This is a genomic window from Acinetobacter sp. AC1-2 (assembly GCF_016124155.1).
GTDB classification, from domain to species: domain Bacteria; phylum Pseudomonadota; class Gammaproteobacteria; order Pseudomonadales; family Moraxellaceae; genus Acinetobacter; species Acinetobacter calcoaceticus.
In genome coordinates, this window is record NZ_JABFFO010000001.1 from 724210 (window position 1) to 744240 (window position 20031).

14 protein-coding genes are annotated in these 20031 nt (G+C 39.9%); 6 read left to right on the forward strand and 8 right to left on the reverse strand.

Annotation, left to right across the window (positions count from 1 at the left end):
• Window positions 1–153 precede the first annotated feature (153 nt).
• From HL290_RS03345 to sbnA, 6 genes are all read right to left on the reverse strand, one after another.
• Window positions 154–924 carry an HpcH/HpaI aldolase family protein gene (locus tag HL290_RS03345; protein WP_198495591.1) on the reverse strand — a complete coding sequence of 257 codons (771 nt, stop codon included), beginning with the start codon at window positions 922–924 and terminating at the stop codon, window positions 154–156.
• Window positions 917–4444: an IucA/IucC family protein gene (locus HL290_RS03350; RefSeq protein ID WP_198495592.1), complete on the reverse strand. Its 3528-nt coding sequence runs from the start codon at window positions 4442–4444 to the stop codon at window positions 917–919. The genes HL290_RS03345 and HL290_RS03350 overlap by 8 nt, the downstream gene beginning before the upstream one ends.
• Entirely contained in the window at window positions 4441–5646 is a 1206-nt protein-coding gene (locus HL290_RS03355) for an MFS transporter (protein WP_198495593.1), read from the reverse strand. Before HL290_RS03355 ends, HL290_RS03350 begins: the two co-directional genes overlap by 4 nt.
• 3 nt (window positions 5647–5649) lie before the next feature.
• A complete protein-coding gene (locus tag HL290_RS03360; RefSeq protein WP_198496377.1) occupies window positions 5650–7290 on the reverse strand; it encodes an IucA/IucC family protein in 1641 nt (546 codons plus the stop codon).
• Window positions 7291–7361: 71 nt separating this feature from the next.
• Window positions 7362–8375, reverse strand: coding sequence for a 2,3-diaminopropionate biosynthesis protein SbnB (sbnB, locus tag HL290_RS03365; protein WP_003652251.1), 1014 nt, complete (start codon window positions 8373–8375; stop codon window positions 7362–7364).
• 21 nt (window positions 8376–8396) lie between these two features.
• Window positions 8397–9401, reverse strand: a complete 1005-nt coding sequence (gene sbnA, locus HL290_RS03370; RefSeq protein ID WP_198495594.1) for a 2,3-diaminopropionate biosynthesis protein SbnA — start codon at window positions 9399–9401, stop codon at window positions 8397–8399.
• A 524-nt stretch (window positions 9402–9925) separates the two neighbouring features.
• Here sbnA and HL290_RS03375 point away from each other — a divergent pair.
• On the forward strand, window positions 9926–10045 hold the full coding sequence (locus tag HL290_RS03375; protein ID WP_080593067.1) for a hypothetical protein: 120 nt from the start codon (window positions 9926–9928) through the stop codon (window positions 10043–10045).
• Here the strand turns inward: HL290_RS03375 and HL290_RS03380 are convergent.
• A complete protein-coding gene (locus HL290_RS03380) occupies window positions 10042–11064 on the reverse strand; it encodes an ABC transporter substrate-binding protein (protein WP_198495595.1) in 1023 nt (340 codons plus the stop codon). The genes HL290_RS03375 and HL290_RS03380 overlap by 4 nt on opposite strands.
• The gene (locus HL290_RS03385) at window positions 11065–11655 is read right to left on the reverse strand and encodes an ANTAR domain-containing response regulator (protein ID WP_003652246.1); all 591 of its coding nucleotides are present in this window, start codon (window positions 11653–11655) and stop codon (window positions 11065–11067) included.
• Between the two features lie 386 nt (window positions 11656–12041).
• Here HL290_RS03385 and HL290_RS03390 point away from each other — a divergent pair, with 386 nt between their 5' ends.
• Genes HL290_RS03390 through HL290_RS03410 form a run of 5 tightly spaced genes read left to right on the forward strand, consistent with a single transcriptional unit; the run spans window position 12042 to window position 20003 of the window.
• Window positions 12042–12383, forward strand: a complete 342-nt coding sequence (locus tag HL290_RS03390; RefSeq protein ID WP_003652244.1) for a hypothetical protein — start codon at window positions 12042–12044, stop codon at window positions 12381–12383.
• An 11-nt stretch (window positions 12384–12394) separates the two neighbouring features.
• Window positions 12395–14941, forward strand: coding sequence for a nitrite reductase large subunit NirB (gene nirB, locus HL290_RS03395; RefSeq protein ID WP_198495596.1), 2547 nt, complete (start codon window positions 12395–12397; stop codon window positions 14939–14941).
• A 14-nt stretch (window positions 14942–14955) separates the two neighbouring features.
• Window positions 14956–16578, forward strand: a complete 1623-nt coding sequence (nirD, locus tag HL290_RS03400) for a nitrite reductase small subunit NirD (RefSeq protein ID WP_198495597.1) — start codon at window positions 14956–14958, stop codon at window positions 16576–16578.
• 18 nt (window positions 16579–16596) lie between these two features.
• Window positions 16597–19377, forward strand: coding sequence for a nitrate reductase (locus HL290_RS03405; RefSeq protein WP_198495598.1), 2781 nt, complete (start codon window positions 16597–16599; stop codon window positions 19375–19377).
• Window positions 19374–20003 carry a molybdenum cofactor guanylyltransferase gene (locus HL290_RS03410; RefSeq protein WP_198495599.1) on the forward strand — a complete coding sequence of 210 codons (630 nt, stop codon included), beginning with the start codon at window positions 19374–19376 and terminating at the stop codon, window positions 20001–20003. Before HL290_RS03405 ends, HL290_RS03410 begins: the two co-directional genes overlap by 4 nt.
• Window positions 20004–20031 lie beyond the last annotated feature (28 nt).

The window sequence follows — 20031 nt, forward strand, 5'->3', positions numbered from 1 at the left end:
CTCGCCCTGAGAGTGATTTTAAATTGAGCGAATTATAAATGAGAATCATTGTAATTAACAATATTATTAATTGCTTAAAAAATAATATATCTGAAATTTATTCAATGCATTAGGGGAATAAGTGTTTATTCCCCCAAAAAAATTGAACAGTAATCAGATTTCTTTAAAAGCATTTAGGTGATTTTGATGAGCACGGCGAATAATGCTTCGGTCATCTCCGAGCACAAAAAGCTGAACAGACTGTTGTTTCCAAGCCGCAATATCTTCAGGTTTTCGGGGAATTGCGCAGAAATGCTTATTGCTCATTTTTGTCTTTACATACATCTCTTGGACTTTTTCTTTGACCTTCGGATGGCTGGTTTCCCACGGCATTCCCATAGATTGGGAAAGGTCGGCAGCACCTTCAAGAATAATATCGATGCCTTCGACTTTTAAAATCTCATCAAGATGTTCTAGTCCTTCCAAGCTTTCAATCATAGCAACCACAACCGTCTCGCTTGCAGCTTGTTGAACAAAAATGGCTAAATCGTCCATGCCATATCTATTTGACCTTGTCGAATTCAGACCTCTTTGCCCAAGCGGCATATAGTGACAATAGTTCACAGCCTCTTGAGCTTGCTGAGCATTTTCAATACGCGGAAACACAATACCCGTTACCCCTGCATCGAGCAGAGGTAAAACTAGGTGATTAGCGTTTAAAGGTACTCTTACAAACACATCGAGGCTCATGGTTCTAGCGGCTAAAATCATGGTCTCGACTTGAGACGTACTAAATAAAGTATGTTCCAAGTCAATAATAATAAAGTCGTAGCCCGCAAGTGCCAGTTGTTCGACATTAATCGGAGAAGCTACGGAACAAAATATTCCGTAGAACGTCTCACCATTTGCTATTCGTTTCTTAAAAGAAATCGAATGCTTATTCATATTCAATTTCCTTAATGAGGCTGAGCGGGTTCGGCGTGGTTTGTACTCTTAAGCGAATTTCCGGAAGGAAACGACGGCTTGCGAGCTGTTCAATATCAATAGTGTCATCTGTAAAGTTAAACAATTCATATCGCTCGGCAAACTCTGGGTGAGCTTCTTTATGCTGATTGATGATGGTTCTTAACATGGTCCAGAATTTGATTTCATCGAAGTCATAATGTTCATTTAAGAAAATTGCTAATTCGGCCAGATTTACAAACCAAAGCGCATCTTGAGTAAAGTCTCTTAACTCATTTGGAGAGTGGGTTTCCAAGAATGAGTTTGGGTTAATTTTGGCATGTTCTTTTGGCGCATCTTGCAAGTTAGGTAAAAGCTCCGGCTCACGTAAAAGATGACGGCTAAAACGAATTCCATCATGGAAATCTTTCAAGGCCGCTTTAACGGGTAAACCATTTTTATGAATCAGTACCATGTTTTGTGCATGTGACTCTAAAGCGAGGCCGTGGCACCATAAAATATGCATGATTGGTAAATAAGCATTGGTGAGTAATTTTTCTAACCAGAACTCGATACCGTACTCTTGAATCCACTCATCAATTAGCGGTTTTTGATCCGTATCAACTTGCATTAGACCCGTTACAGGAGTTGCTGATTCACCTTCTTTTAAGTAGCTGTAAATACTTTCGCGCCAAATGCAGGCAAGTGCGCCGTATTGAACAGGTAAAGCAATCGGCTGGTTAACCGAAAGACCGCCAATCTCTCTTAAAATAACAGGCTTGCGCTGTTTTTCTAAAATATGATCTTGCTCAACAATGTTATAAAGCCAGTCACTCATTTTTGCCGCATTTTGAACGGTATGCGGTGCCAATACACGAGAGGTAGAGGTATTGACCAAGTTCATTGCCAACTTGAGAGAAAGCGCCGAGATATCACTAATATTTGATAAGGTTCGAATCGATTGCTGTGGTAAATAAGTTGGACCTTCAATGTCTAACGGAATGATCAGTTGGTTGCTAATTGCATCTTGATAATATAATTCAATAATTTTATCCCACTGCCACGGATGAATTGGGGTGAGAATATAATCTTTAAAATCTACATTTTGCTCTTTCAATTGATCATTAATGGCTTGTAGATCTTTTTCTGAAAAATGCTGTTTATAAAGCTGCTCTAAGTTAATGGTTTCGCTTAATACGAGCTTGCATAAACTGTTATGAGTTGCTACCCATTGAACCGTAAAACCTTCAGAAAGTTCCGGTGCATATTTCTGGTTTTCTTTTAAATCGAAGCCGATACGAGATTTAAAACTTGGGTGATATAAATGCGCATTGGTAATTCGCGCTTCTTGCTCTAGGTAAGGCAAGGTTCTTAAAGGTTGAGCAGGTGCTTGGCTCAAAGTCTGCGCATGTTTAACGTAAGTTAAATTCAGCTCATCATTAAAGTTTTGCCATTTAACTGGGTCAGCTTCAATAATATTTTTTAAATCGGCAAGTAGCGTTTTTAAGTTAGGGCGAGTTTCAGTGTCTAAAGTAATATCAGAACGAACTAAGCTTGAAGGATCTAACTTAATTCGTTTAAAACTAAAATGTCGCTTGGCCGTGCAGGTATAAAAAACGGTATCGGAAATATAGAACTTGATTTGACCATTAGAAAACTCGTATTTAAAGGTATTTTCAAAAATGAGCGCTTCTAATAATTGGCCCATCACGCGATTTTCCGCGAGGGTTTTATAATTGGTTTGTTGTGTTGGTTGAAGAGGGCAAAGCGCTTCTGCACCGCGATATTTATAAATAGGGTTTTCAACTTCAATCCAGATTGGATTGCCACCACTGTGGTAGAGCGTATTTAACATATTTGCCTTGATTGGTAATGTGAATGAATGAATTAATAAGTCGCGGTACTGTTGACCTTTGGCAGTAAAGTTTTCTTGTGTGAGCGTAAGACGGGTGGCTTGCCAAAGTTCAGATTCTTCAATGGCCGTAACTCGTGCAATTGCACTGATGAGATGAGCAATATGATTGATCACGAGGTAATATTTTAAAAAGGTCCATGCATCTTTTTGAGAGAACCAAACGGTACTATCTTCAGAAATAGATGAGTCGTCTTCTATCATTTCTGGAACAATGCTAATGCCTTCCATATCTCGAAGAATAAGACGATGTGGATAGCCGTTTTTAAATTCCATTAAACTGTTTTGCATGTGCGCTTCTACGCTAATGCCTTTGTTTGCAAATAACTCAACTAATGGAATAAGTGAAACTTTAACGTACTGTTTCCACCAAAAAATAATGAAGTCTTTCGCATCGTTCGATTGTAAGTTTTGGTTGGGTGCTGCTTGTTGAATAAAGCTTAAAAGCGGGATTTCATGGTTTTCGTTTTCTTCAACCAAGCCACCTAGCATTCTGGTATTTTCTAATACATCAGGTGTGAGCCCGGCTCTATAAATAATGCCAAATGAACTCTCAAGCTCTGGAATTCTGACTGTTTTTGCCTCTAATTCCGGCAGAATCACAAGGTCAGGATATTGTTCATTAATCTTGTGATTAATAATAATTTTGCTCGCATCAATCGCGCGTTCCATTTCATCCATTGGGTTATTACGAATGAAACTGGTAATTCTTACATCAATTGAGAGCTTTAAGAACAGGTTCGATTGAGGTAACCACACCGTGCGAACGGATGAGGTTGGCCATACAGTTTGACCTAAAGCTCCCAGATAGATCACGTCTTGGCTGTCTAAATGTTTCTTTAACGATGGATGTTGAAGTAAGAAATTGGCTTGCCATGGATGGGTTGGCATGAGCTCATAGTTTGTGAAGTTTTCTTGCAAACGCTCTTTTGCAGCTTCTAAAACTTCATTTTCAATACGGTGAGAAGGTTCGGTCTCACTTACAAGTTTTTGGATTAGAGAAGAATGAACCGCAAAGTAATGGAGTTGGAAACTTGCGCCTAACTCAGGACTATATTTTTTCATGTCTTCTTTAGAAAAACCTAAGTTGGCTTTAGAGGTCACATGAAAAGGATGCCCATATAACATGCCTTGCTCAGTTGCTTGAAAACCGCTTAACGCTTTAGTTGCTATTTGGGAAGGCTTATTTTCTAAAAAGAATTTTGTATTCTCGATACTATTGGCAATATCGGAGTACAGGTTCTTATTTTGGTTTTTATCTTTAAATAGACTATTCAGCTCATCTGTAATGAGCTTCACTAAATTTTTAGGGTGGGTGAGCGAGTCCAATGTATTGTCGTTTAAGTTTTGCAGTACAAAACCACGCTGATATCTGTTATAACCAGTGGTGGATAAGTGCTGAACTGCGCCATAAACAGTCGTGTTAGATGCATGAAATGTATAAGCAAAATACAGGGTGTCTGGGCGCTCCGCATATAGTGTGAATAAAGGAGAGTCTTGAGCTGGAATAATGTGCCCTTCAAGATTCACTTTGAGTTCACGAAAGAAAGTATTCAGGTACTGTTCGAAAAGTTTATAAGACCATGCATCTGTTGTAATAATTGAGTTCATTCTTGTGCCTCTTCTAAAATTGTATCCATTAAGAATCTGTTCAAAATCACCACTAATCCCGCACCGATAAAAAATAGTGAGGTGCAGATTAATGCAGCGGTGATATTGAAAAATGAGTAGGTGAGCGTGATGGTGATTGGGCCAATAAGTTGTCCTAAGACAAAGGCACTGTTAGAAATACCAATCACTTTTCCTTGGCTTTGAGTGCCAGCTTTTAGAGAAATGGTGTGTAAGATCGAAGGAATAAGGGCTGCAAAGCAAAAACCTTGTATGAGTCGTAATACAAGAATCAGCCAGAGATTTGACACCCAGATCAATGCGAAAATCGTGATACCGCAAATTAAAGATGCGTAAATGAAGTTATTAAAAGAATCTCCTTTATCATCATTTCTTTTTCCCCAATAGGTTGCCGCAATAAAAGCCGCTCCCCATGAAAGCGCATGGATTGTGCCCGTTAAGCTTGCAGCAGATAACGACGAGTGAATGTTTTGGCTTATTTCACTAATATATAAAACGAAGCAAGAAACTAAACCAAAGCCGCCGGCTTGCACCAAGATGCCGGCACTCAACCAAGAAAAAATTGTTCTATCAAAAAAGTCTGGAATTTTAGATTTTTCTTTGGTTTTTACAGCCTCAGTTTTAACTGGATTGGCTAATAAAAAGGATGCGATCACAATTAATGTAACTACAATAAATGCAGTTGCATTAAGTAATATTTCAACCCGCCAGTGGTCCATAAATATACCGCCGAGTACTGGACCACATAGGCAAGCTAGCGCAACACTACTTTGTAGTTGCCCAAAAGCGGCACCTCGTTGTTGTTCATTCGAAAGATATGAAACATAGGCATTCAAAATGACTGAGAGACCGCAAAAACCGAGTAAAATCCGCGCAAAAATAAATAGGTATAAATGCTGGGCGCTCGCCATGAGCAATATTGAAATACAAAAACCAGCCAATGAAAGTAGGAGCGCTTTCTTATGGCCAAAAGTGTCGGATAGGTGACCAACAATCGGTGCGGTAAATAAACTGCCAATTGCTGGTGCAGCGAGTGCCAAACCTGCCCAGATTGTGGGAGCACTCATATGCGCCGTCAGTTTTTCCATATAAAGCGGCATGATCGGAATAAGCACCATGAGCCCGAAAGTGGAAAAAAACTGACAGAGCAAAATAATGAAATGATCTAGGCGAGATGAGCGCATGATTTAGATATCCATGGTCTCATAGCTAGAAACAGATAAGCTTTGATAAGGGTTTGACGTGGTTCCGATTTTGCTTGGCATTCCCGTCGAATCACTTTCTTGGGCTAACAGCGGCGTAAGTAGCTGTTTGAACGGCCAAGTATTATTGTCAAAAAGATAGGTTTGAATTTGAGACTTTGTCTGTTCTGAAATCGGTTGGGTTTCTACAAAATCTTGAATAATGTCTTGAACCAACTCCCAGAAATCGCTTTCTGTACGATCCGTATATTTCAAGGCAGCTAAAGCAATTGGGTAGAGGTTAATTTGAATCCCTAAAGTAATGAAGTAATTAAATAAGTCTTCATTTTTAGTAAAGATAAGATTGTTCGGTGTGCTTGTATCAATGGTATAAATTGGAGGTGTGAAGCCACTTTCTTCAATTGCTGGTGTACATATTCTTAAGGTATCGTGGTCACGCAAAATAAAGCATTTGAACTTATTATTTTCATAACACACCATAGTGTTTTGCCCGTGGCATTCAGGCATGATTCCTTTTGACCAGAGCGTTAAGAATGTTTGAATAAAATGAATACTTAAGTCTTTTAATAATGACCATTTATCACCTTCAACGCCTAAAGTTTCCCAAGGGTCAACATAGATACAGCTTAAAGCCGACATGGTAATTGGGGTGACGTTTTTATCTTGGCAAAAATCGGGTAAATGTCTGACTTGGCAACCGATTACACCTAAATTTTTTACAATGTGCTCTTGTTTACCCAGTACCCACCAGTGAGTTTCATTACTCAAAAAGAGTCGATTTTTTAATGAAGGAGTTTCATTAATAACTTCATTTAAAAAATCATACGCTCTATGCCCATTCATTAAATAACGTCCAGGCATAGAACGGATCGCACCTAATGTTTTGGCATTCGTTGATAGTTTTAAATGCAGATTAGAGTTTGAGTTGTGAATAAGGGTTCTTAAAGATGAAGTCGGTAAACCAATTGTGGTGACATGGTTCAGGTCAATACCGTCATACTTATTTTCTTCAAATTTTAAATAGCGATGTTGAGTCTCTAACAAAGGAAGTGCTAAGTATTCATCTGAAAGCTCGGCCATTTTTTTAGTAAAATGATTGTCCTCAGCTTCTGATAACAGAAGCTCTTTATGAGGAATCGATTCCATATTATTGATCACGTCATCTTTCTTAAAAGCCCACCAATACACCTCAATTTCTTTTTGAGTCGTAAGTGGTGCAAGTTCACCTTTTGAGTGAGCGAACGGATGAAATGGACGATCAGCAACTAGAGAGAGCAATTCACTGGTAATTAAAGGCGAAGAAAATGAAAGTGCTGACTGTAAAATCTGAGGGATTTTTTCAGCCGTTACTAAATTGTCGAGCCAATAATCAATCGCTTTTTGATGATGCGGTGAAGGCCACCAAGAGGCTTTTGTTAAATAGGTAAAAACTTCAGAAATAGAAATTTTAGAAGTCGTATTACTCAAGACGTTATGAAGTAAAACTTCTGGTTGAGTAACATAGAAAGGATTTACACCATCTACTTTTAAACAGCTGAAATAGAGTTCCAACTCATCATTTAGAGTGATTGCCAGATAAGGCTTTTTATAGGAAATATGATCTCTAAAATCTCCATAATTCTCCATGTAGAGGGCATCTATTGTTTTTTGTAGTTGTGCTGTGTAAATCCGATCTAACATTTTAGTTATTCCTATTCTTATAAAAGTGGTAGAACCGTGCCAACGTTTTGTTCTTGTGCGGCATTGAAGAACCATTTAGCGCAAACAATGTCGTCAATCGCCATGCCCATTGGGTTGAGCAAAATGATTTCATCTTCATGTTCGCGGCCGTTTTTATGACCAATAATGATGTCCCCAAGTTCAGCATGCAGTTTTTCACGACTGAATAAGCCATCTTCAACCAGTACGTTGATGACTTTCTTTTCTCGATTTGATTGGTCCCAGTCGTCCACAATAACTTTGTCAACTTTTAAGAAGACTTCAGGCTCAATATCCATAATTGAAATATTTGAAACAAAGCAGCCTTTTTTAAGCCATTCAAATGGGATGTAAGGTTTATCTGAAACTGTGCAGGTAATCAGCACATCTGCTTGCTGAATTGCAGATTTGGCACTGTCATGAATTTCAATTTCTAGATGTGGATATTCTGAGAGGAACAATGCTTTGAGTTTTTCAGCGGCTTCAGGGTTCACATCAAATAAATGGATTTTTTTCACTTGAGCGTATTGTTCAAGCACAGTCTTAATCTGCATTTGAGCAATTGGTCCGCAGCCAATCACGGTAATGTCTGAAAAGTCTTTTTTAGCTAGATACTTAATCGAAACACCCGTAATTGCAGCAGTTCGCATTGCGCTAATTAAGCTGCCTTCCATCACTGCGACTGGGTAATTCGTTTCTGAGTCATTTAGAACAATCAGTGCGCTGGCACGTGGAATATTGAATTTTTTAGGGTTATGTTGTCTTGAACCAATCCATTTGATTCCAGCAATCGGGTCATTGCCACCTAAATAGCAAGGCATTGCAATAATACGGTCAGCAATGTGGTCTGCACCTTGCCAGCGAAGGTAAGGTTTTAGGGGTTGTACAAACTGTTTATTTGCATGCAGGGTTAAACCTTCAGTAATCGCTTCAATAAATGAATTGCTATGATTTGCGCCAAGATTTAATAAATCTGATTGACTAAGATAACGAAGGGTAGCCAAATTGCTCATGAATATTTCCTAAGGAGAAGGTTAAACAACATTTTGTAAAGTAAGGTTTTCTTGACGTCGTACATTTCGATTGAAGTGACGTTTCTTGATCATTTCGAACCATTCATCTGCATAAACTAGATCTAGATAACGGTCGCCTCGATCAGGCAGCAACGTTAAGACGCATGAACCTTCGGGAATGGTTGGAATGAGTTTTTTTATGGCTGAAATAGATGAGCCGCTTGAGCCACCTGCAAAGATTCCTTCATGTTCAAGAAGTTCTCTGCAACCGACTGCCGATTCATAGTCATCCACATAAATGACATCATCAATTTCATCGGGAGAGAGCAAAGGCGGGACAGTACTTGCACCGATGCCAGGAATTTCACGTGGACCAGAGGTGCCACCAAACAAGACAGAGCCGACAATATCGACTGCAATCACTTTTAATTCTGGGAACTTTTCTTTGAGGCGACGGGACACGCCCATAATCGTGCCGGAGGTGCTTGCCCCGATCACGAGGTAATCAATCTTGCGATCAATTTGATTTAAGATTTCTTCTGCTTCACCAAAATAGTGGCTTTTCCAGTTATTTGGATTTGCATACTGATTAATCCAGACAGCATTCGGCAGTTGTTGGCATAGCCGCTTTACAGTGTCAATTCTGGTTTTTAAATAACCACCGTTTTGGTCTTTTTCAGAGACCATTTCGATATTGGCTTTGTAAAGCTTCAACATTTGTAAGTTTGCTGAAGCAATTTTCGGGTCAATAACGGCAGTAAATTTTAATCCATATATTTTACATGCCATTGCAAGTGCGATGGCTAAGTTTCCTGAAGAACTTTCAACAATATGACTATCTTTATTAATTACTCCAGATTTCAGGCCTTCCTGTAGCATGAATAATGCTGGACGGTCTTTAATACTTCCTCCTGGATTTAACAATTCCATTTTCGCAATCACTGAGATCGATTGATGCGTGAATAGCCTTGATAATTGTAATAGTGGCGTTTTACCTATGCAGTCGAGAATATTTTCATGGATCATGGTAGATCTTCTCAGGTTTTTATGTGATGTGAATGATAATGATTATTAATTTAATTATTATTACCAATTGTGACATGATTGTTGCGGTTTGTAACGCAAAACAGGGGTGACTTATAGGAATTTTCACTAAATTTTTTTGTGTAATTATTTGAATGTTAATATTTATATTTTATAAAGTGACTAATTAATAAATGTTTTAAATATAACTAGATAGGCAATAAATTACTTTTCACCTATAAAAAATAATTTAATGAGCATAGGGTTTTGGAAATAAAAACTCGTGACTGAAATTGCTTTAAAATTAAATCAGAATATTTGTGCTGATTAACATATTTTATGCAGCCTACATTTTGTAGAGTTTATGACCATATTTAATGCTTATAAAAAGAGCAATATTTAAGGGACTTATTAAAATGTTAAGGCTGATTAAGTGAAATTGATAATGTGTCAGTTATTGATATGAAAATGTCTGAAAATGATACGTTTAGATGGATATGATCATGTCCATAAGCGCTATATTTTAAATGGATCAATTGAGTCCAGAAAATATAGTAATGCGTGTTTCGCATTTTGTCTTATGGGTCTTTCAAGCTGTCTTTTATATAAAAGACAGCTTTTTTTTGTTGATTGATAGGGCGTGTTAGACGAAATTAAGCTGCTTAGCTTGTTCATAAGCCGCAAGATTGATGCATTTATGACCCAGTGCATTGATTTGCGTTTGGTCTAGCTGAAGCTCATCCCACTTCTGCATTTGCTGAAAGAGCCAATAAAAGTCTTCTACTTTCGGAAGAGCGCTTTCTTTTACCAAATGACGGACAATATTCTGAATCATATAGTATTTGTCGACATGCACTTCTTCTGAGCAATGAAAACGAACAATTCCAAATTCGACCAATAATTTTAAAATTGGAGCAAAGTCTTCTAGTTCACTAAGTTCTTGCTGAGCTTTCATAATTGCAGCGGTGAGCGCAACCAGCGTTTGTGGATGCTGTTCAGCCCATTCTTGCGTTACGGCTAAAACCTTGTCAGCCACAGGTGGAATAATGTTCTGGCTTGAGCAAATCATTTTACTTAAACCAAGAAGCTCGCCCTGAGTATTCCAAGGTTCTCCGACACAGAAGCCATCAATCACATGCTTATCTAGTGCTTCGACCATATAAGGTGGTGGTAAGGTTTTGAGCTGAATCGATTGAGCGAGTTCAGGGTTTGCTAAAGCTAACCATTCTCTTAAACAATAATGATGAATGGAGTGCTTAAATACATGAGCTAAAGAAAGGGAATGACCTTGTTCAATGTAATGCACCACTTTTTGCGCCGTTACTTGAGCTGTATCATTTTCTTGAAGTTTAAGTTGATGCGTTAATTTTTGGGTTAAGCTGATAAATGCACGATTTTCACTCAAAATTAGTGAGGTTTGCAGTGGCGTACCAATCTGATCTGATCCTACTGCGGCCGCAGGTAACATTGCAGATAAGCAGTGAGCTGCATCTAATAAACCAAAAGCAAGGCGGTCGCGAAGACTTGCCCATGAAGCTTCTTTAACTAAAGTAACATCGAGCCCTACTTCGTCAAAGAAACCTCTTTGTTTTGCCCAAAGCAGTGCAAGACAATCAAGCAAAGGAATATAGCCGAGTTGTAACTGAGTCTTTTCTAATGTGCTCATTTATTCATCCTTTAGTTGATTGCCAAGTAATTTTTGGGCGTCAAGTAAACGCCGCGCCATTTCTCCAATCGTGATACGGTGGCTCATGGCATTTTTTCTGAGCAGCTGGAATGCTGTATCTTCAGGAAGGCCATGGAGTTGCATAAGTAAAACTTTGGCTTTTTCAACATCTTTACGATCAGCGAGTTTAGTTTGAGCATCTTTTAGATCCCCTTCGAGTTTTTTGTGTTTTTTATATTGCTCAATGGAGATTTCTAAAATGGTATGTAAGCGGGCAGGGTCTATGCCATCAACAATATAAGCAGTCACCCCCGCATCTATGGCTTGTTTGATTGTGTCTTTATCTGAATTTTTGGTGAACAGAACGGTAGGAAGGTCATAGCTACTGACACAGCTTTCAATAATGTCACGGTGAGGATGGTCCATATCAAGCAAGATCACATCAGCTTGTAAATGTTCGAGGCGAAAAATATTCAAGTGGTCCAAAGTAAGGCAAGCGACCACTTCAAAATCATTTTCAAGCAGACTTTTTCTTATATAGTCGGCTCGCGCATGATCATCATCAATAAGGGCTATTTTGAGTTTTGGCATAAGTTCAGAAAATCAGGCTAAGAAAATGCGCCAATTCGACGCGTTTTTTGTTATCAGTTTTTTAAGCAAGATTAGTGCCATCGAAAACTAAAGAAAAAATCGAGCTTTAATGGCACTTTAGCATGCCAAATCATCAGTCTGATCAATCTTGGTGCAAAAATACGATTCATTTTGTAGCAAGGCGTATTTTTATTTAAACCATATAAGTGTGCAGTGATAGAGCAGGGAAAATAAGACTCAATTCTTTATGTGCACATTAAAAATCATTATCTATATGAAATTAAAGATAAAAAATATTATCTTATTAAGTTTTTAAAATATTGGCATGCAAAGTGCTTACTTAATTACAGGTCGAAGACGACCATGAGTTTTAAAGACGGCCAACGATGTCCGTTCTGATCGAGTTTGTGAGTGCAACCGTACACACAAAGAAGTTACGTTCAGTCGGAGTGAAGGTCATGTCTTTATTTTTATTGCATAAAAAAGTTACATCTGAATTATTTAAATTTTCAGTTCCAGCGATGCGAGCCTTCTCTATGAGGGGGCTCGCTTTTTTTATTTCTTTTTATGACTTTGCTGTGCATTGGGCGTCGTCAACGAGTGAAAAAAATTGGTTTCAAGCAGCTACATGCTTCGTGATGTTGATTCGCTTCTCGGTAGAGCACAAAGCAAAAGAACAACGTCTATTTGAGAACGCAATAACGCAGCTTAAAAGCAACGTGATTTGAGGAGAAACACTATGAAATTGGTAATGATTGGTCATGGTATGGTGGGCCACAAATTCATCGAAGCCATTTTAGAAAAAGCAGATGATGAACTGGAAATCACTATCCTCGCGGAAGAACCTCGTATCGCGTATGACCGCGTACATTTGACTGAATATTTTTCAGGGAAATCGGCAAAAGATTTATCTTTAGCTCGTTTTGACTTTGCTGATGCTCATGGCATAGACCTGCGTTTAAATACCAAAGCAACTGCAATTGATACTACTGCACAAACAGTAACAACCAATCATGGTAATGTGATTAGCTATGACAAATTGGTGTTGGCAACAGGTTCGTATGCATTCGTTCCTCCAATTTCGGGTAATGACCGTGAAAACTGCTTTGTTTACCGTACCATTGAAGACTTAGATGCGATTCGTGCAGCGAGCTTGAACGCTAAAACTGGTGTAGTCATTGGTGGTGGTTTGCTTGGTCTTGAAGCAGCTAAAGCATTACGTGACCTAGATTTGGAAACGCACGTTGTTGAGTTTGCTCCACGTTTGATGGCAGTTCAAATTGATGACTTGGGTGGTAAAGTTCTACGCCGTAAAATTGAAGATTTGGGTGTAAAAGTTCACACGCAAAAAGCGACTCAATGCATTGAATGCGGTGATAGCACAACTCATGTGATGAAGTTTGCTGATGGTAGTGAACTTGAAGCAGATATCATTTTATTCTCGGCAGGCATTCGCCCACGTGATGAGTTAGCACGTAATAGTGGTCTGGCGATTGGTGAGCGTGGCGGTATCGTGATTAATGATTACTGCCAAACTTCAGATAGCAACATTTACGCAATTGGTGAATGTGCACTTTGGCAAAACAAAATCTACGGTTTGGTTGCACCGGGCTATGACATGGCACGTATTGCAGCTAAACATGTGCTAGATGAAGAATGTAACTCTTTCGCTGGTGCGGACATGAGCACCAAGTTGAAATTGATGGGTGTTGATGTTGCATCTGTAGGTGACGCGCATGCCATGACTCCGGGTGCATTAAGCTACTTCTATACAGATGAGCATGCACTAGTTTATAAAAAGATTGTTGTAAATGCAGACAAAACTAAATTGCTTGGTGCAGTTTTAGTGGGTGATGCTAAAGAATATAACGACCTTTTACAAATGATGTTAAACGGTCTGGATTTACCTGAATTACCTGAAAGTTTAATCATGCCAGGCTTTGAGCAATCAGCAGGAAAATCTGGTGGTAGCGGTGTAGATTTACTTCCAGATAGCGCAACGATCTGTTCATGTAACAACGTATCAAAAGCGGACATTTGCCAAGCAATTAGCGATGGCTCGACTTCTTTAGGTGCATTGAAGAAATGCACCAAAGCAGCAACTGCATGTGGTGGTTGTGCACCATTAGTGACTCAAGTATTGAAATCTGAGTTACAACGTCAAGGTGTAACCGTTAACAACCACATTTGCGAACATTTCCCGTACTCACGTCAAGAGTTGTATCACTTGGTTCGTGTCAATGAAATCAAAACTTTTGACGACTTGATTGATCAACATGGTCATGGTTTAGGGTGTGATATCTGTAAACCTGCTGCTGCAAATATTTTGGCATCTTGCTGGAATGACTTCGTACTTGAACCAAGTCATGCCGGTCTGCAAGACAGTAACGACTACTACTTGGGTAACATCCAAAAAGATGGTTCTTACTCGGTCGTACCACGTATGGCTGGCGGTGAAGTGACTCCAGATGGTTTAATTGCCATTGGTCAAATCGCGAAAAAATATAATCTGTATACCAAAATCACTGGTGGTCAACGTGTCGATATGTTCGGTGCACAAGTTCATGAGCTTCCATTCATTTGGGAAGAATTGAATGCCGCTGGTTTTGAGTCTGGTCATGCTTACGGTAAGTCATTACGTACCGTGAAGTCTTGTGTGGGTAGCACATGGTGTCGTTACGGTGTAGATAACTCGGTTGGTTTAGCGATTGAACTAGAAAACCGCTACAAAGGTTTACGTTCACCACATAAATTAAAAATGGCGGTGTCTGGCTGTACACGTGAGTGTGCGGAAGCGCAAGGTAAAGACGTGGGTATTATCGCGACTGAAAAAGGTTGGAACCTTTATGTGTGTGGTAATGGTGGTATGAAACCGCGTCATGCCGAATTGCTCGCATCTGACCTCGATAAAGAGACACTAATTCGTTATATCGACCGTTTCTATATGTTCTACATTCAAACAGCAGACCGTTTACAACGTACTAGCGTATGGCGCGACAACATGGAAGGTGGTTTGGACTACCTTAAATCTGTGGTGGTTGATGATTCTCTTGGGTTGGCTGCTGAGCTTGAACGCCGTATGGAACATGTGATTGGCACATATCAAGATGAATGGCGTACTGCGGTAGAAAATCCTGAAGTTCGTAAACGTTTCCAAACTTATATCAATGCAAGTGCGAGTGAACAGGCCGATCCACACATTCAATTTACGACTGAACGCGGTCAAATCCGCCCATTATCAGATGTCGAGCGTTCAGAAGACCGTATTCCAATGGTTGAAGCATAAACAGGAGAATTTCTATGAATATTGTACAAGACAAAAATATGCTTCCTGATGATCAATGGATTGATGTGTGTGCACTAGATGATTTAACCCCAAACACTGGCGCTGGTGCGCTAGTAGGTGATCAAGCGGTAGCAATCTTCCGAGTTGGACATGAAAAACGCGTTTATGTGTTAAGCAATAAAGATCCGTTTAGCCAAGCAAATGTGATGAGCCGCGGCATTATTGGTGATTTACAAGGCGAGCGTGTGATCGCATCCCCGATTTATAAACAACATTTTAGTTTGGCAACTGGTCGCTGTTTAGAAGATAAAGACCAAAAACTTTCAGTTTATCCAAGCAAAATTGTTGATGGTCGTGTTTTGATCAACCCAGTGCCACAAAAAACTTATATTACCAATACAGGCGTGTCTCAAGACAAACTTAAACTAGTACTGATTGGTAATGGCTTAGCAGGTATGCGTTGCCTAGAAGATTTACTCGACATGGCGCCAGATCGTTATGAAGTCACGGTGATTGGTGAAGAACCTTGGGGTAACTACAACCGTATTATGTTATCTCCGGTTTTATCGGGTGAAAAAACCATTGAAGACATTATGCTGCACCCACCAAAATGGTATAGCGATAAAGGCATCAAATTTATTGCAGGCGACAAAGCTGTAAAAATTGATCGCCCACGTAAAGTGGTTTACACCGAAAAGGAACAAACAGTCGATTATGACCGTTTGATCTTGGCAACCGGTTCTGCGCCATTTATTCCTCCAGTTCAAGGTGTCGATTTAAAAGGTGTTTTAACCTTCCGTGATATTTATGACGTTAACACCATGATTGAGTACTGCGGTTCAAAAAACAATGCAGTAGTGATTGGTGGTGGTTTACTTGGTTTGGAAGCAGCTTACGGTTTAAAGCAACGGGGTATGAACGTGACCGTATTGCATTTAATGGACCGTATTATGGAGCGTCAACTCGACGGCCGTGCGAGCCAGTTACTGCGTCATAGCATTGAACAAAAGGGCATTAATATTATTACCGAAGCCAATACAGAAGCATTGGTAGGTGATGAAAATGGTCATGTAAAACAGATTCGACTAAAAGACGGTACTGTTTTAGATGCAGACCTTGTGGTCTTCGCAGTCGGTATCCGACCAAATATTAGCTTGGCACAAAGTGCAGGTTTACGCTGTAACCGCGGCGTATTGGTGAATGACACTATGCAAACCTTTGACCCAAGTATTTATGCTGTGGGTGAGTGTATTGAACACCGTGGGCAAATATTTGGTCTGGTTGAGCCATTATGGGGCCAAGCCTTTATCTGTGCGACGCACTTGGCTGAGCATGGTAGTTTGACCTTTAAGGCACCGACTGTACCAACTCAGTTAAAAGTCAGTGGTGTCGATGTATTCTCTGCGGGCAATTTTGAACCGAAAGATGATTATGAAGATATTATCCTGAACGATGAAAAACGCCAGATTTACAAACGCATTATCATTCAAAGCGATAGAGTAATTGGTGCAGTATTGTTTGGTGATACTGAAGATGGCATGTGGTATGCAGAGTTAATTGCAGATCAAACCCCTGTTTCTTCATTCAGAAATAAACTGTTATTTGGTCGAGATTTTGCATTAAAAAATGCAGGCTAAATAGGGAAAGGAGCAGTTATGAACAGTATTCCAAGCGTTGAAATCGATAGCTCCGATCATGTGGCAAAAACAACTAAAACAACATGTCCATATTGTGGTGTTGGTTGCGGTGTCAGTGTACACGTTCAACAAAAACCTCAAGGGCCTGTGGTTCAAGTTAAGGGGGATGCCGAGCATCCTTCCAACTTTGGACGCTTATGCATTAAAGGTAGCCGTCTTGCGGATACTTTGGGGTTAGAAACACGTGTTTTACAGCCAATGATGGGACGTAAGTCTCATCGGACTGTAACTACATGGGACGATGCAATCGATAAGATTGCCGATAAATTTCAGTCGTGTATCGATAAATATGGTCGTGACAGCATCGCTTTTTATGTTTCAGGACAATTGCTTACTGAAGACTATTATGTCGTTAACAAATTTGTAAAAGGCTATTTAGGTACAGCCAACATCGATACTAACTCGCGTCTTTGTATGTCATCAGCGGTCGCTGGACATAAACGTAGCTTTGGTGAAGATCTTGTACCAGCAAGCTATGAAGATTTTGAACACGCAGACATGGTGGTATTGGTGGGTTCCAATACTGCATGGTGTCATCCCGTACTTTATCAACGGATTATGCAGGCAAAGAACCAAAACCCAGATATGTTTGTGGTGGTGATTGACCCACGCTTTACCAGTACCTGTGAACAAGCCGATTTACATTTGCCGATTTTACCGGGTCAAGATGTCGCCTTGTTTAATGGCTTATTTCAATACTTATATCAAAATGGTCATGCCGATCAGGCGTTTGTAGATACCTATACCGAAGGCCTACAAGAAGTTTTGGCGAGCAGTCAGCCAGAAATTGATATGGAGTATGTGGCAAAGCGTACAGGAATTGCGCTAGATAAGTTACAGCAGTTCTTTGAGAAATTTGCTCAGACAGAAAAAGTGGTAACCCTATTTTCAATGGGTGTGAATCAATCCACTCAGGGTGTAAATAAAGCCAACAGCATTATTAATTGTCATTTACTCACTGGAAAAATTGGCAAACTGGGTGCAGCACCGTTCTCAATGACAGGGCAACCCAATGCGATGGGTGGACGAGAAGTGGGTGGCTTGGCAAATATGCTAGCAGCTCACATGGACTTAGATAACCCACTGCATCAAAAAGTCGTTCAAACCTTTTGGGATAGCCCATTTATTGCTAATCAAGCGGGTTTAAAAGCAGTTGATTTGTTCCGTGCTGTTGAATCAGGAAAAATTAAAGCCATCTGGATTATGGCAACTAATCCAGTTGTGAGTTTGCCAGATGCAGACCAAGTCAAACGTGCATTAGAAAAATGCGAGCTGGTCGTGGTGTCAGATATTTGTGCAGATACCGACACGACAGCATATGCAGATATTTTACTTCCTGCTTTAGGTTGGGGAGAAAAAGACGGTACTGTAACTAATTCTGAACGCCGTATTTCACGCCAGCGTGCTTTTCTACCTGCTCCAGGTGAAGCAAAAGCAGACTGGTGGTCAGTGAGCCAAGTTGCGAAAAAATTAGGCTTTAATGGTTTTGACTTTGCGGGCCCTAGTGACATCTTTAATGAGCATGCGGCACTATCTGCACAAGATAATGTAGATATAGATGCGCGTGAAGAAAGCAGTATTTTTCGTTATTTCAACCTTAAAGGTTTGATGAACTTAGATGCTGCTGAGTACGATGCTCTGCAACCTCTACAATGGCCAGTGTGGGATAAAACCCAAGATGCTAAAGCCGTTCAGCAACTGTTTGGCAAGGGCCAATTTAGCTATAAAAATGCGAAGGCAAAACTGATTCCAACGGTCGCAATTGATCCGGTTCATGCAGTTTCAGAAGACTATCCACTCATTTTGAACACTGGCCGCATTCGTGATCAGTGGCATACCATGACCCGTACTGGCTTGTCAGTAAACTTAACCAGTCACCGTGCAGAACCGTTCTGTGAGATTCACCCGAGCGATGCGCTAAAGTTTGGTGTACGTGATCAAGGTTTGGTTGAAGTTCGTTCAAAGTGGGGAAGTTGTGTATTGCGTGTGACATTCTCATCGGGTGTACGTCGCGGGCAAATTTTTGCACCCATTCATTGGACTGAACAAGTTGCCTCCGATGCTCGTATTGGTAAAGTCGTTAACCCAGAAGTCGATGCAATTTCGGGTGAGCCTGAATTTAAGCATACACCTGTCACCATTCAGCCGTTCTATACCACTTGGCAAGGCGTGCTCTATGTTCGTGAAGGCTATGATTCACTTGTGCAAGATTCGCTACATCACTGTGCATGGTGGACTAAGGTCAAAATGGTGAAAACCAACCGTTATGAACTTGCAGACCGCAAAACTTTTCATGATACTCAAAAGAACCTGAAAAATTTCTTGCCATTTGCCGATGAAACTTTTGAATGGTTAAGTATTGAAGATATCTCTTCACAACTGAGCCATAGCGTTATTTTGAAAGATGGCATTGTAATTGCAAGCTTATATATTGCACTGCCAGATTTATTGCCAGACCGTGATTGGGTGGCTAGTCTGTTTAAACGTGAACGTTTAAGTGCCTTGCACCGCAAAGCTTTGCTAGCGGGTATGCCGATGTCGGCTACTAATAATGATGGGCCTTTAGTGTGTAGTTGTTTTAAAGTAGGTAAGAATAAAATTATTGAAGCGATAAAAACACAAAATATTACCCATGAAAAACAGGTCACTGCTTGTTTAAAAGCAGGTGGGAACTGTGGTTCATGTTTACCTGAAATCCGTGGCCTGATTAAAGCTTGCCAACAGGAGGTGGAAGTGTGAATAAGGGATATCCCGTAACTGATCTGGTCATTCTGGCGGGTGGACAAGCCCGCCGTATGAACGGTTTAAATAAGCTGTTGCAGCAATTTGATGGTGAACCCCAACTTCTTAAAATTCATCAGAAATTAAAATCATCGGTATCTGAACTTTGGGTGAATAGTCATCGCGACTACTCCATCTATCAAAGTATTGTGCCAGATATTAAATGTTTTCAAGATGATGCTTCAGGCTTTTTAGGTCCACTGATGGGAATGAAAAGCGCATGGTCACATGTAGAAGCAGATTATGTTTTGTTTATTCCTTGTGATGTGACCTATATACCAACGCAAGTCGTTGCGAAATTACATAGTGCACTTCGGAAAAACAAACAAGCTCAAGCAGCTTATGTGTCAATTAATGGAGATTCCTTGTACCCATTTTGCTTGTTAAAGCGAGAGAGTCTAATCACGATAACAGAGCAAATTGAAAAACAACGATTAAGTTTGAAAGAGTGCTTTAAGCTTTTACATGCACAAGTCGCCATATTTCAAAAACAAAATTTATTTTTTCATAGCATCAATTCTCTAGATGAGCTTCAGCAATACAAACAAATCACAGCATTTAAAGAAATTTTTACAGCAAATTAACGATGTATTTGAAGAGCTTTTAACCTTA

Excerpts from the sequence above, each read along its gene's own strand:
- HL290_RS03345 (WP_198495591.1), bottom strand. The coding sequence starts at position 924 with ATGAATAAGCATTCGATTTCTTTTAAGAAACGAATAGCAAATGGTGAG.
- HL290_RS03350 (WP_198495592.1), bottom strand. The coding sequence starts at position 4,444 with ATGAACTCAATTATTACAACAGATGCATGGTCTTATAAACTTTTCGAA.
- HL290_RS03355 (WP_198495593.1), bottom strand. The coding sequence starts at position 5,646 with ATGCGCTCATCTCGCCTAGATCATTTCATTATTTTGCTCTGTCAGTTT.
- HL290_RS03360 (WP_198496377.1), bottom strand. The coding sequence starts at position 7,290 with ATGGAGAATTATGGAGATTTTAGAGATCATATTTCCTATAAAAAGCCT.
- sbnB (WP_003652251.1), bottom strand. The coding sequence starts at position 8,375 with ATGAGCAATTTGGCTACCCTTCGTTATCTTAGTCAATCAGATTTATTA.
- sbnA (WP_198495594.1), bottom strand. The coding sequence starts at position 9,401 with ATGATCCATGAAAATATTCTCGACTGCATAGGTAAAACGCCACTATTA.
- HL290_RS03375 (WP_080593067.1), top strand. The coding sequence starts at position 9,926 with ATGGATCAATTGAGTCCAGAAAATATAGTAATGCGTGTTTCGCATTTT.
- HL290_RS03380 (WP_198495595.1), bottom strand. The coding sequence starts at position 11,064 with ATGAGCACATTAGAAAAGACTCAGTTACAACTCGGCTATATTCCTTTG.
- HL290_RS03385 (WP_003652246.1), bottom strand. The coding sequence starts at position 11,655 with ATGCCAAAACTCAAAATAGCCCTTATTGATGATGATCATGCGCGAGCC.
- HL290_RS03390 (WP_003652244.1), top strand. The coding sequence starts at position 12,042 with ATGTCCGTTCTGATCGAGTTTGTGAGTGCAACCGTACACACAAAGAAG.
- nirB (WP_198495596.1), top strand. The coding sequence starts at position 12,395 with ATGAAATTGGTAATGATTGGTCATGGTATGGTGGGCCACAAATTCATC.
- nirD (WP_198495597.1), top strand. The coding sequence starts at position 14,956 with ATGAATATTGTACAAGACAAAAATATGCTTCCTGATGATCAATGGATT.
- HL290_RS03405 (WP_198495598.1), top strand. The coding sequence starts at position 16,597 with ATGAACAGTATTCCAAGCGTTGAAATCGATAGCTCCGATCATGTGGCA.